Source organism: Nonomuraea basaltis (assembly GCF_005893125.1).
GTDB lineage: Bacteria > Actinomycetota > Actinomycetes > Streptosporangiales > Streptosporangiaceae > Nonomuraea > Nonomuraea basaltis.
The window spans coordinates 68032-79484 of the sequence record NZ_VCJS01000038.1 but is presented as its reverse complement, the minus strand read 5'-3'; the positions used below and the strand labels follow the sequence as shown (position 1 = coordinate 79484).

At 69.9% G+C, this 11453-nt stretch carries 13 protein-coding genes; 7 read left to right on the top strand and 6 right to left on the bottom strand.

Annotated elements, in window-relative coordinates; all coding sequences use genetic code 11:
- On the bottom strand, positions 1 to 635 hold a 635-nt coding region (locus EJK15_RS19950), incomplete at its 3' end, for a hypothetical protein (RefSeq protein WP_206060985.1).
- A 199-nt stretch (positions 636 to 834) separates the two neighbouring features.
- On the opposite strand from EJK15_RS19950, the gene EJK15_RS19945 reads away from it, so the two are divergent.
- From EJK15_RS19945 to EJK15_RS19925, 5 genes are all read left to right on the top strand, one after another.
- Entirely contained in the window at positions 835 to 1467 is a 633-nt protein-coding gene (locus EJK15_RS19945) for a GntR family transcriptional regulator (RefSeq protein WP_240777069.1), read from the top strand.
- Positions 1468 to 1539: 72 nt separating this feature from the next.
- A complete protein-coding gene (locus EJK15_RS19940; RefSeq protein WP_138711954.1) occupies positions 1540 to 2460 on the top strand; it encodes a DUF6282 family protein in 921 nt (306 codons plus the stop codon).
- A complete protein-coding gene (locus EJK15_RS19935; protein ID WP_138711953.1) occupies positions 2457 to 3224 on the top strand; it encodes an ABC transporter ATP-binding protein in 768 nt (255 codons plus the stop codon). Before EJK15_RS19940 ends, EJK15_RS19935 begins: the two co-directional genes overlap by 4 nt.
- Positions 3221 to 4036, top strand: coding sequence for an ABC transporter permease (locus tag EJK15_RS19930; protein ID WP_138711952.1), 816 nt, complete (start codon positions 3221 to 3223; stop codon positions 4034 to 4036). The genes EJK15_RS19935 and EJK15_RS19930 overlap by 4 nt, the downstream gene beginning before the upstream one ends.
- A complete protein-coding gene (locus tag EJK15_RS19925; protein WP_138711951.1) occupies positions 4033 to 5064 on the top strand; it encodes an ABC transporter substrate-binding protein in 1032 nt (343 codons plus the stop codon). The genes EJK15_RS19930 and EJK15_RS19925 overlap by 4 nt, the downstream gene beginning before the upstream one ends.
- Before the next feature lie 88 nt (positions 5065 to 5152).
- Here EJK15_RS19925 and EJK15_RS70720 read toward each other — a convergent pair whose 3' ends face one another.
- The 5 genes from EJK15_RS70720 to EJK15_RS19905 all read right to left on the bottom strand — a co-directional run bounded on the left by EJK15_RS70720 (position 5153) and on the right by EJK15_RS19905 (position 8825).
- Entirely contained in the window at positions 5153 to 5305 is a 153-nt protein-coding gene (locus EJK15_RS70720) for a hypothetical protein (protein WP_171074412.1), read from the bottom strand.
- The gene (locus EJK15_RS19920; RefSeq protein ID WP_276615409.1) at positions 5302 to 5628 is read right to left on the bottom strand and encodes a TetR-like C-terminal domain-containing protein; all 327 of its coding nucleotides are present in this window, start codon (positions 5626 to 5628) and stop codon (positions 5302 to 5304) included. The genes EJK15_RS70720 and EJK15_RS19920 overlap by 4 nt, the downstream gene beginning before the upstream one ends.
- 101 nt (positions 5629 to 5729) lie before the next feature.
- On the bottom strand, positions 5730 to 7373 hold the full coding sequence (locus tag EJK15_RS19915; protein WP_138711950.1) for a CocE/NonD family hydrolase: 1644 nt from the start codon (positions 7371 to 7373) through the stop codon (positions 5730 to 5732).
- Positions 7370 to 7993, bottom strand: a complete 624-nt coding sequence (locus EJK15_RS19910) for a TetR/AcrR family transcriptional regulator (protein WP_138711949.1) — start codon at positions 7991 to 7993, stop codon at positions 7370 to 7372. The genes EJK15_RS19915 and EJK15_RS19910 overlap by 4 nt, the downstream gene beginning before the upstream one ends.
- A 43-nt stretch (positions 7994 to 8036) precedes the next feature.
- Positions 8037 to 8825, bottom strand: a complete 789-nt coding sequence (locus tag EJK15_RS19905; protein ID WP_138711948.1) for an IclR family transcriptional regulator — start codon at positions 8823 to 8825, stop codon at positions 8037 to 8039.
- Between the two features lie 136 nt (positions 8826 to 8961).
- Here EJK15_RS19905 and EJK15_RS19900 point away from each other — a divergent pair, with 136 nt between their 5' ends.
- Both EJK15_RS19900 and EJK15_RS19895 read left to right on the top strand, forming a co-directional pair.
- Positions 8962 to 9852: a 5-dehydro-4-deoxyglucarate dehydratase gene (locus EJK15_RS19900; protein ID WP_240777068.1), complete on the top strand. Its 891-nt coding sequence runs from the start codon at positions 8962 to 8964 to the stop codon at positions 9850 to 9852.
- A gap of 45 nt (positions 9853 to 9897) precedes the next feature.
- Entirely contained in the window at positions 9898 to 11451 is a 1554-nt protein-coding gene (locus EJK15_RS19895; protein WP_138711947.1) for an ABC transporter substrate-binding protein, read from the top strand.
- Positions 11452 to 11453 lie beyond the last annotated feature (2 nt).

Below are 11453 nucleotides of genomic sequence, written 5' to 3'. Positions count from 1 at the left end.
GAGGACGGGGAGGGTGAGGAGGTCGGCGGCCGGCCGGGCTGGTGATCGCGGTGCCAGCGGCCCCCCTTGCCCTGCAAGCCCTTCTCGCCGCGCATGGTCGCGTCGTGGATCGAGACGGCGGTGGCCGTGCCACCGTCCACCTTCGCCGTGACGGCGACCTTCTGCCCGGTCTTCACCGCGTCTATGCCGTCGCTGCCGCGGTTGATCCGGGTGTCGCCGTTGACCACGTACTCCTTGGTGTAGCCGTCCTCGCTCTTGACCGTGATCGAGTCCTGGTCGACGGCCGTGACGTCGCCGTACTGGGTGGCGACGGTCGCGTACGTGCCCTCACCGTCGGGCACGACGAACTCGCCGTGCAGGGCAGGGCCGCCGAAGCCCATCCTGTGGCCCCGGCCGTATCCCGGCGCCTTGCCGGACGGCGTCCCGGACGGGCTCGCCGACGGTGTCGCGGTGTCGCTGGCCGTGGGCGTCGGGGACGGCGAGGGCGAGAACACCGCCGCGGCGGCGACGCCGGCACCCGCGACCACGATGAGCGAGGTGGTGGCGATGAGCAGCAGGGAACGGGGGACGCGACGCCTCGGGGGCTCGTTCGACAGGGTTTCCGCGGTGCTGAATTCGTCCGGGCCAGACGTCATCTTTTCCTCCCGATAGGTATGCAACGTGACAAGAGTGCACTGAGTGGCCTAAAGCTGCCGTAAATGCTGTTCGTGGCGTGACGTGCACCCTCCGTGCGAAAGGGCCCCGCCTCGCGGCCCCGGCCGGTTCGCGGGGCCCTGGTGCCGGTGATCGATACAATATTCAGTACAGAATTGGTGACAATCAGAGAGAGGGAACGTGTCCACAGACTCGGCAACGGTGCTCGACGCCATCCGTGACGGGATCATGCGTGGCGAGTTCGTATCCCACCAGCGGCTAGTCGAGGCCGACCTGTCGGAGCGCTTTTCCGCCAGCCGGAGCTCAGTGCGTTCGGCGCTCCTGCAGCTGGCCAACGAGGGCCTGGTGGAGCGGGTTCAGAACCGGGGCGCGCGGGTACGCGCGGTCTCCCTGGCGGAGGCCATCGAGATCACCGAGGTCCGCATGGTGGTCGAGGGGCTGTGCGCGGCCAAGGCCGCCGAACGGGTGACCCAGGTGGAGGCGGACGAGCTGCGCGGAATCGGCACGCGGATGTCGCAGGCCGTCGCGTCGGGCGACGTGCTCGGCTACTCCGAGCTCAACCAGTCGCTGCATCGCCGGATACGGCAGCTGAGCGGTCAAGCCACCGCGAGCGGCGTGCTGGAGCGGTTGCGCGCGCAGATCGTACGGCACCAGTTCCGCCTGGCCATGCAACCTGGACGGCCGGCCGTGTCGCTGGGCGAGCACCTGGCCATCATCGACGCCGTCTCCTCGGGTGACCCGGAGATGGCCGAGCAGGCCGCTCGTCGTCACCTCCGTAGCGTGATCGAGACGCTGCGGACGTACAAGGACTGACTCTTGACGCCTCTCCCCATATTGTTAACAATCTGTTTCACCAAGATGGCGACAATATTGGGAGACCAAGGCATGCCAGACCATCCCAAGCCCTCCGAAAGAGCCCGCGAGCTCGTCGCCGGCGCCTACGACATCCACATCCACGTCGCCCCCGACGTGATGCGCAGGCGGATCGACGACCTCACCCTCGCGGCGCGCTTCGCCGAGGTGGGGCTCGCCGGGTTCGTGCTCAAGTCGCACTACGTCCCCACGACGGAGCGGGCCGCGGTGGTCCGGGCCGCGGTGCCCGGCGCCGGCGCGGTCGGCGCGATCACCCTGAACGCGTCCGTGGGGGGCATGAATCCCATCGCCGTCGAGATCGCCGCCCGGGGTGGCGCGCAGGTCGTGTGGCTGCCCACGGTGGACAGCGCCAACCAGCGGGCCTGCACGGCCGCCGACCCCGAAGGGGCCACGCCGCCCATGTGGGCCCGGTTGCAGGCCGAACTGCGGGAAGCGGGGATATCAGCCGATCCGGTGGACGTGGTGGGACCCGGCGGCGCCGTACTCGACAGGACCCGGCAGGTGCTCCAAGTGATCGCCATGCATGACATGACGCTCGCCACCGGCCACCTGAGCGCGGACGAGATCGACGCGGTGGTGGACGCGGCCGTGGAGGAGGGCGTGCGCCGCATCGTGATCACTCACCCGGAGTTCACGTCCCAGCGCGTCGCCATCGACGGGCAGCGGGCGCTCGCGGCCAAGGGCGCCCTGCTCGAACGCTGCTTCACCACGCCACACAGCGGCAAGGTGTCCTGGGAGACGTGGTTGGAGCACATCAGCGCCGTGGGGCCCGAGCATTCGGTGCTCTCCAGCGACCTCGGCCAGCCGTTCAACCCGCCCGTGGAGGACGGCCTCGCTCTGCTCGCCGACCGGCTGCTCGCCGAGGGCTTCACCGAGAAGGACGTACGGATCATGGCCGTCGACAACTCCCGCCGGCTGGCAGGTGCGGAATGAGCGGCACGGTCATCGAGGTGAGCGGGCTCAACAAGCAGTTCGTCAAGGACGACATCGGCGTCGTGGCACTGCGCGACTTCGACCTCGAGATCGCGGAGGGCACCTTCGTCACCGTGCTCGGCCGCAGCGGCTGCGGCAAATCGACGATGCTCAACCTGGTCGCAGGCCTCACCACGCCGACCTCGGGCTCGGTCTCCTACCGGGGCGAGCCGATCTCCGGCCCGCGCACGGAGATGGGATACCTCACCCAGTCCGACACGCTCATGCCGTGGCGAAACGTCCGCAGAAACGTCGAGCTCCCGCTGGAGATCGGTGGCGTGCCCGCCCAGCGCCGGCGGGAACGCGCGGCGGAACTGATCGACAAGGTCGGCCTGCAGGGATTCGAGAGGCACTATCCGCGCGAGCTGTCCGGTGGAATGCGCCGCCGGGTCAGCCTGGCCAGGATGCTGGCAGGCGACCCGGAAACGCTGCTGATGGACGAGCCGTTCGGCGCGCTCGACGCCCAGCTGCGCGGCGACCTGCAGGCGGAGTTGCTGCGGCTGTGGGAGGACAGCGGGCAGACGGTGGTGTTCGTGACCCACGACATCGAGGAGGCGCTGTTGATGGGCGACCGGGTCGTCGTGCTCGGCCGGATCGGCCGCGTCGTGCTGGACCGGCCGGTCGACCTGCCCAGACCCAGGGACGCCGACGAACTGCGGGTGGACCCGGTCTTCGTCGCCCTGCACCGGGAGCTGACCGAGGCCGTGCGGGAGGGAGCGCGATGACCGCCATCCAAACGGTGAACCTCGACCGGAGCTGGTGGAGCAGGCACGGCGGCACCGTCACGGTGTGGTCCCTGCGGGCGCTGCTGGTGGTGACGCTGCTGGTCGTGTGGGAACTGACCGCGGACCGATGGTTCGACATCACCTTCACCAGCAGGCCGAGCGACATCTGGACCCGCCTGGTCCAATGGCAGCAGGACGGGACGCTGTGGTCCAACACCTGGATCACGGTTCAGGAGGTCGTCTACGGCTTCGTGCTCGGCGCGGTCGCCGGCGCGCTGACCGGCTTCCTGCTGGCCTCGGCGCAGGCCGTCTACCGGGTGCTCGATCCGTTCATCATGGCGCTCTACGCGATCCCGAAGGTCGCCCTGGCGCCGCTGTTCATCGTCTGGTTCGGGATCGGCATCCACATGAAGGTCCTGCTGGCCGCCGCGACGGTGTTCTTCCTCGTCTTTCTCAACACGGCCGCGGGCGTGCGCGAGGTGGACCGCGGCCTGATCGACGCCGTGCGCCTGATGGGTGGCGGCCGGCGCGAGATCATGATCAAGGTGGTCGTCCCGTCGTCGATGACCGGGCTGCTCACCGGGCTCAAGGTGGCCGTTCCCTATGCCCTCATCGGCGCCGTGATCGGGGAGCTGGTGGCCTCCAACCGGGGGCTCGGCTATCTGATCAACGACGCGGCCGCGCAGTTCGACACCGCGGGGGTGTTCGCCACGCTGGTGGTCCTGAGCGTGATCGCGGCACTGCTGAACCTGGTCGTCGGGCTGCTCGACCGCCGGGCCGGCCGGTGGAAGCCGATAGGGGCGGACCAGTGAGGCGCGCGGTCCTCGCGGTCCTGGCCGCCCTCGTCCTGGCCGCGACCGGTTGCGCGCAACGCAGTTCGACCACGCCGCCAGGCGTGCTGAACGTCGGCCAGATCAGCAACTCGATCGCGTTCTTCCCGCTCTTCGTGGCCGAACAGAAGGGATATTTCACGGAGGAGGGGGTCAAACTCGGCGAGCGGCCCAGGCTCGGTACCGGTGCCAAGGTCGCGGCCGCGCTCAAGTCGGGCAGCATCGACCTGGGTGCCGGGGTGCTGACCGACGCGCTCAACCTCGCCAGGATCGACGACAAGGGCAGGCTGGTGGCCAACCTGGTGGACCGGTACTACGTCGACGTGGTGGTCGGTTCCTCCTTCACCGGCGCCACCGCGACCGCCCCGCTCGATCAGCGCATCCGCGCCCTGCGCGGCAAGAAGATCGGCATCACCGGCCCGGGGAGCGGGACCGAAGCGCTGGTCACCTACCTGTTCGCCAAGGTAGGCATGAACTCCGCCACGGACTGCGAACTGGTCAACCTCGGCAGCACCGCCGCCTCGGCGCTGGGCGCGCTCAAAGCCGGACGGGTGGACGCGCTCTCGTTCTTCCAGCCGATCGCCCAGCAGGCGGCGGCCGCCGGCATCGGCACCCGCTACATCTCACCCGCCGCCGGCGACGTGCCCGACCTGGAGCAGACCGCGCACGGCGTCGTGTTCACCACTCAGCGGATCATGGACAAGAAGCCCGAGGAGGTCGCCGCCTTCCAGCGCGCCCTCGAACGCGCCCAGCGGTACATCCACGAGACGGATTCCGCCGAGATCACGAAGATGCTGGCGGTGTACCTCAAGGGCATCGATCCGAAGGCGCTGACCGAGCTGCCGGGTCTCATGAGGACCGAGATACCGGAGAAGATCGGCTTCACCCGGACGTCCTTCGACCGCGCCATCGCCTTCCACCGCGCGACCGACCTGGTCAAACACCTCCCCACGTACGAGAAGATCGTGCCGCCCACGCTGCGGATCGAGGCACCGCCTCCGGGGTCGTGACGGAATCATCAGCCGGCGCCACCGGTCGTTCACGGGGTTGTTCGCCGGTGGAGTCGGCACTGGGCGCGTGCTCGTGCCGCGGACCCGTCTACCGAAGGCGTTCACTGCCCTGTCCTGGTGTTCTTGGGAGGGCCGCCGAGAGCGCCAGGGCGAGGGCCGCGGCGGCCGCCGCCGCGTAGAAGGCCGTGGTGTAGCCCGACTCGGCGGGGATCGCTGCGGCCGGCGTACCGGTGATGATCACTGCCGCCAACTGGGCGCCGGCCGCGCCGCCGACGATCTGAGTGACGAGGAAATCGAGCCGCTCCTCCTGGCCGTCCGGGGGATGCGACCGCTGTCGGACAGGACGGCCATGCCGTGCAATGCGCTCCAGGTGACTTCGGCGAACAGTTCGCGTCGCTCGTCGTCCGGGCGGAAGCAGCTGACGAACTCGCCGAAAGCGGCCCGTAGCGGGGGTGGTGTCTCGGCGCTCGCAAACTTCACGTCGGTGGGCAGGACGAACATGGCCTGGTACAGGGCAGGCCGCTCGGTCGCGAAATCCAGATAGGCGCGGCAGACGGCGCGCAGGGCCTGCCCCGGCTCGGGGGCGGCCTGCCGCGCGCGGCGCAGGTGGGCGGCGAGTTCGCTGAACGCCGACGTGTGGGATGACGAAGGGACGTCGCCGGCTGCTACGACAGACCTCCGGCAGAGGTGGGCGTCGACGGCTCAGCGTTCCGGATGGGCAGGATCACCGCGGAAAGGTGGTCGGGGTCGTGGTAGATCGTCTGGTCGGCGGCCTTGAGGGTGATGGCGGTGGTGTGGGGTTCGCCGGTGCCGGGGTTGCGGGCGTAGCGGGGGAAGGCGCCGCTGGAGACCTGGATCCTGATGCGGTGGCCCTGCTTGAAGCGGTGTGCGGTCGGCCAGAGCTTGACGGTGGCGCTGGTGGTCTGGCCGGCGCTGCTGAGGCTGGTCAGGCCGTCGCAGACGTTGGTCGAGCGGCCACTCTCGTCGACGTCGCAGAGGCGGACGAACACGTCGGCGTGCGGAAGGCTGGAGCGGAACCAGATCTCGGCGCTGACCTCGCCGATGACCTCGACGTCCTGGTCGAGGACGGTGGTGGTGTAGGTGAGCACGTCCGGGCGGGCCTCCAGGGCGGTGTTGTCGACGCGGCCGCTGTCGGCGACCATGCGCACGCCGCCGACCGCGGGCGTGGGGTTCGCCGGGTCGTAGCGGTAGTGGTCAGGGGGCGACTCGCCGGGTGGCTCGGTGGACAGGGCGCCGCCGGTGTGGAGGTGGAAGCGCTGCGGGGTGTAGCCGGCCGGGGGCCAGGACGCGAAGTCGCGCCAGGCTTCCTCGCCCATCACGAAGAGCCGCACCGGCGCGCGCTCGGGTGGCTGCTCGCCACGGGCATGCGGGAGCCCGAACTCGAGGGCCTCGATCATCGCTGTGCCGTCCCCGTTCAGGTGGGTCCAGGGGCCGACGGTCAGCCGGGCCGGACGGCCCGCCTGCTGCAGGATCTCGAAGTCGCGGAGCTGGCCGGGCAGGAAGATGTCGTACCAGCCGCCGATCGAGCTGACCGGCACGCTGACCTCGGCCACCCGGTGCCGGTGGTCGATGCCTTCCCAGCGCGGGTCATCGGCGTCGCGGGCAAGGATGTCCTGGATGTAGTCCGAGCGCTTGCCGATGGCGGCGACGCCGGCCCGGTCGAGTGGAAGCGTGGACAGCGCGCGGCGGGTTCTCCTGGTCTGCATGAGCTGGCGCAGAAGCGCCCAGCGGCGTTCCTGGGTGGCGATCAAAGCGCCCCAGCCGAACGGGGTCTCCAGCGAGAGGCCGTCCTGACGCAGGAACTCGAGGGTCAACGCGGACTCTGTCACTTGCGGGATCATCGCCTTGACCTGCGGTGGCAGACTGTCGGCGACGGCCCACTGCACGTAGCCCAGGTAACTCAGGCCGACCAGCACGAGGGAGTCGCCGAACCACGACTGCTTGATCACCCAGTCCAGGGTCGCCAGGCCGTCCTCGCGTTCCTGGCGCAGCGCGTCGAAGGTGCCGCCTGAGCCGAAGCCGCCGCGGGTGCTCTGGATCAGCACATGGTATCCGCGTTCGGCCAGCGGGCGGGCCATACTCGCGCCGATGATGCCGCTCCGGCCGTACGGGGAGCGGAGCAGCGCGGTCGGCAGGGCCTCGCCCCCGGACCGCGGCGCCCACCGGTCGGCCAGCAGGTCGACCCCGTCGGGCATCGGCACCCGAAGATCCCGCTGCACGGCAAGATCCCGGGTCGACGGCGCAGGTAGTTTCAACCGGCGCTGGATGAGATGGCTGATCAGGTTCACGGGCGCTGCTCCTCGTCGTGTTCAGTGGTGGGCGGGCGCATGCCGATGACGACGGGCGTCAACCGCAAGAGCCGGTCGGTGAACTCCTCGGGGTCGAGCGGGTCTTCACCCTCCACCACCCAGGTGTTGATGAACGCGGCCGCGCCGCCGGTCATGAACATGGCGAGGTCCTCGGACAGGTCCGGGTCGAGCCGCCGGCCATGCACTTGCAGGATGACCTGGCGGTTGAGGGGGAGGAACAAGTCCATCAACGCTTTGTTCAGGGCGAACGCGCACGAGCTGGTCAGCACCGCCCGGTAGAACACCCGGTGTTCCGCGAAATGCCGCGCCGCGGCCAGCGCCCGGTTCCGCCGGATCGACACGTCCGAGACGTCCGAGACACCCGGGAGCAGTTCGCGGGTCAGGTCGAGCGCCGCCTCCAGCAGCAGTGTGTCGCGATCGCCGAACTGCTGGTACAGCACCTGCCGGCTCACATCCGCCGCCTCGGCGAGGTCCGAGACCGAGACGGCCGCCGTGCCCCGCTCGCTCACCAGGGCGACCGCGGCCCGCATGAGAGCGGACCGCGTACGCCGCACCCGGCGATCCTGGGCTGGGGCGGCCGACACCGGCTCGATAGTCATACCAACAAATAATGGACACGTGTCAATAAAAGTGCAAGTGTTGTCAGCGGATGATGTGCGCCCGGGCCTGGAGCAGGGCGGCCACGATCTCCTCCTCGCGCTCGGGGCTGAGGCGGACGACGGGGATGGAGCAGCTGAGCGCCTCGTTCGGGGCGGACCCGAAGTCCAGGGCGACGGCGAAGCAGCGCAGGCCGAGGGTCGACTCCTGCTCGTCGACGGCGTGGCCACGGCGGCGGATCTCCTCGAGTTCGGCGCGTAGCGTCGCCCTGTCGGTGATCGTATGGATGGTGCGCGGCTCCAGGATCTCCGGCAGGAGCTCGTCGACCTCCTCCCAGGGGCGCCCGGCGAGGATCGCCTTGCCGAGCCCCGTCGCCCATGAGGGCAGGCGCCGGCCGGGCCGGGAGACGACGGCGAGGGAGTGCCTGGAGATGTTGGTGGCCAGGTAGACGACCTCCGCGCCGTCGAGGCGGGCCAGGTGCACGGTCTCGCCGAGCTCGATGTTCAGCTCGTTCATCATCGGCTGCGCCCGCTGGACGACGTCGTCCCGCTCCACGTACGCCGCCCCGGCACGCAGCGCGCGGATTCCGATCCGGTAACGGCTGGCGCCGTCGGTCTCGACCCAGCCCGTGCTCACCAGCGTGGTGAGCAGCGCGTAGCCGCTGGCCCGGGGAAAGCCGAGGTCGGCGGACACCTCCCGCAGCGTGCGGGCCTGCGCGGCGGAGCTGAGGTATTCCAGCACCGCGATGGTCCGCTCGGCCGATTTGACGCTGCGGACACCCCCTCCGACCTCGCTGGGCTGAGCGGATGGCTGCGGAACAACGTGCTGCGTCATCGACCACCTCTTGACGTCTGTGGAAACACCAACTTAATGTCTCGGCTACAAATATAGATGCCGTCTCCATACGTAGACAAGAGGTTTGCTCTTGCTTTCCCCCGCTGTTCCGCGAGTCGTCAATTCCCTGTCCGGCTTGCTCGCCTTCCCGGTCACGCCGTTCACGGAATCGGGAGACGTGGATCTCTCCCGCTTCGGGGCCCACCTCACCGACGTGCTCGCCGCGAAGCCCGGCGCGCTCTTCGTCGCCTGCGGCACCGGGGAGCTGGCGTCGCTGACGGCCACCGAGCACCAGGCGGTCGTCAGGGCCGCCGTCGAGCACGTCGCCGGAGCGGTCCCCGTGCTCTGCGGAGTCGGCGGCGGCACGCGGACGGCCGCGGAGTTCGCCCGGGCCGCCCAGGCCGCCGGGGCCGACGGCCTGCTGGTGCTCCCGCCGTACCTGCAGGCCGGGCCGCCGGCCGGGCTCGTGTCGCACTACCGTGAGGTGGCCGCCGCCACGGATCTGGACGTGATCCTCTACCAGCGCGGCACCGCGATCTTCTCCCCCAGGGCGGTGGCCGAGCTCGCCGAGGTGGATAACATCGTCGCGCTGAAGGACGGGCACGGCGACATGGAGCTGCTCCAGCTGATCCACACCGCCACCGCCGGACGGCTGCCCCTGCTGAACGGCATGCCGACCGCCGAGATCTTCGCCCGCGCCTACGCCGGCCTCGGCGCCCGCGCCTACTCCTCGGCGGTGCTCGCCTTCGTCCCTGAGGTCGCCGTCGCGTTCTTCCAGGCGTTCGAGAACGGCGACGACGCGACCCAGGAGCTGCTGCTGCGCGAGTTCTACGCACCGCTCGCCGAGCTGCGCCAGACGACCCCCGGCTACGCCGTCTCCCTCATCAAGGCAGGGCTGGACATTCGCGGCCGCTCCGCCGGGCCCGTCCGCGCGCCGCTGGCGGATGTCACCCCGGAGCACCGCGAGCGGCTCGCCCGCATCATCGACCGCGGCCTCGCCGCTCTCAACGCGACGCCTGTCGCATAGCACGTGGCCTGCCCGGCACCAGGGGCAGTCCATTACGGAGGAACTATGATCAACACCCCCCGCCGCCGCCAGGCGGCCTCTGCCCTCTTGGCGCTCGCCGCCATCCTGCCCGCCGGCGCGTGCTCGGTCGCGAACAGCGGCCCAGAAGCCTCGTCCGGCGCGGTGAGCACCGTCCGCATCGTGCTGCCCGAGGAGCCGCCGACGCTGGAGCCGTGCGACGCCTCGCTCACCGCGACCGGGCGCGTCACCCGGGCCAACATCACCGAGGCGCTCACGGAGCGGGATCCGGGCACCGGCGCGCTCCAGCCGGCGCTGGCCACGGAGTGGAAGCAGGACTCGCCGACCGAGTGGACCTTCACCCTGCGCCCAGGCGTGAAGTTCCACGACGGCACCGCGTTCGACGCCAAGGCGGCCGCCTTCTCCATCGACCGCACCGTCGGCTCCAAGATCGACTGCAACGTGGACGGGTACGTCTTCGGCGGCATCGAGCTCACGGCGACGGCCGCGGACGACACGACCCTGAAGGTGAAGACGGCCAAGCCGGACCCGATCCTGCCGCTGCGGCTGTCCTTCGTCGAGATCGTGCCGACCACGACGAGCACGACCGGCAAGGTCCGCGAGCCCGTCGGCACCGGCCCGTACAAGATCGCCAAGTGGGACACCGGCCGCAGCCTGCGCCTGGAACGGTTCACCGGATACTGGGGCAAGGCGCCGGAGTTCGCCGCGGCGGAGTACGTCTGGCGTGGCGAGGGCAGCATCCGCGCGGCCATGATCAAGAGCGACGAGGCGGACATCGCCATCGGCCTTGCCCCCGAGGACGGCGCCGGCGACTCCGCCGTGGAGTTCCCCAACAACGAGACCTCCTACCTGCGCATCGACGCCGCCAAGGCGCCGCTCAACGACGTCCGCGTGCGCCAGGCCGTCAACTACGCCCTCGACAAGGACGGGCTCATCGCCTCGGTGTTCGCCGGGCTCGGCAAGCCGGCGGGCCAGCTCGTCCCGGAAGGCGTCACCGGTCACAACACCGCCATCCAGCCCTGGCCGTACGACATGGCGCAGGCCAAGAAGCTGATCGCGGAGGCCAAGGCGGACGGCGTCCCCACGGGCACCCCCATCACGATCATCGGGCGGAACGGGATCTACCCCAAGGCCGCCGAGGCGATGGAGGTCGTGCAGAACTCGCTGAACGAGGCCGGGCTCTCGGTGAAGATCGAGATGCTGGACGTGAACGCCTGGCTGGAGTACCTGCTGGCGCCGTTCCCCAAGGACGCCGGCCCGACCCTGCTGCAGGCCCAGCACGGCAACCAGGCCGGTGACGCGGCCTTCACGATGGGCCAGATCTACGGCACCAAGGGCGCGCAGAGCAGCTACGGCACCAAGGAGCTGGACGAGCTGATCAGCGCGGCCGAGCAGGCCTCGGGCGAGGAGCGCCAGGCGGCGTTCGCCAAGGCGCTGGAGTATCAGAACAAGGACGTCGTACGGGACGCCGTCATGGCGCACATGACGGGCATCCTCGCCCTGTCTCAGCGGGTCACCTACAAGCCCAACGCCGCCACGAACGACGAGATGCGTCTCGCCGACATGCACCCGGCCGGCTGAGA

What these genes read in the sequence shown, in the direction of transcription:
- EJK15_RS19905 (WP_138711948.1), bottom strand. Translation starts at nt 8,825, where the DNA reads ATGACGCAGCACGTTGTTCCGCAGCCATCCGCTCAGCCCAGCGAGGTC.
- EJK15_RS19940 (WP_138711954.1), top strand. Translation starts at nt 1,540, where the DNA reads ATGCCAGACCATCCCAAGCCCTCCGAAAGAGCCCGCGAGCTCGTCGCC.
- EJK15_RS19910 (WP_138711949.1), bottom strand. Translation starts at nt 7,993, where the DNA reads ATGACTATCGAGCCGGTGTCGGCCGCCCCAGCCCAGGATCGCCGGGTG.
- EJK15_RS19935 (WP_138711953.1), top strand. Translation starts at nt 2,457, where the DNA reads ATGAGCGGCACGGTCATCGAGGTGAGCGGGCTCAACAAGCAGTTCGTC.
- EJK15_RS19895 (WP_138711947.1), top strand. Translation starts at nt 9,898, where the DNA reads ATGATCAACACCCCCCGCCGCCGCCAGGCGGCCTCTGCCCTCTTGGCG.
- EJK15_RS19930 (WP_138711952.1), top strand. Translation starts at nt 3,221, where the DNA reads ATGACCGCCATCCAAACGGTGAACCTCGACCGGAGCTGGTGGAGCAGG.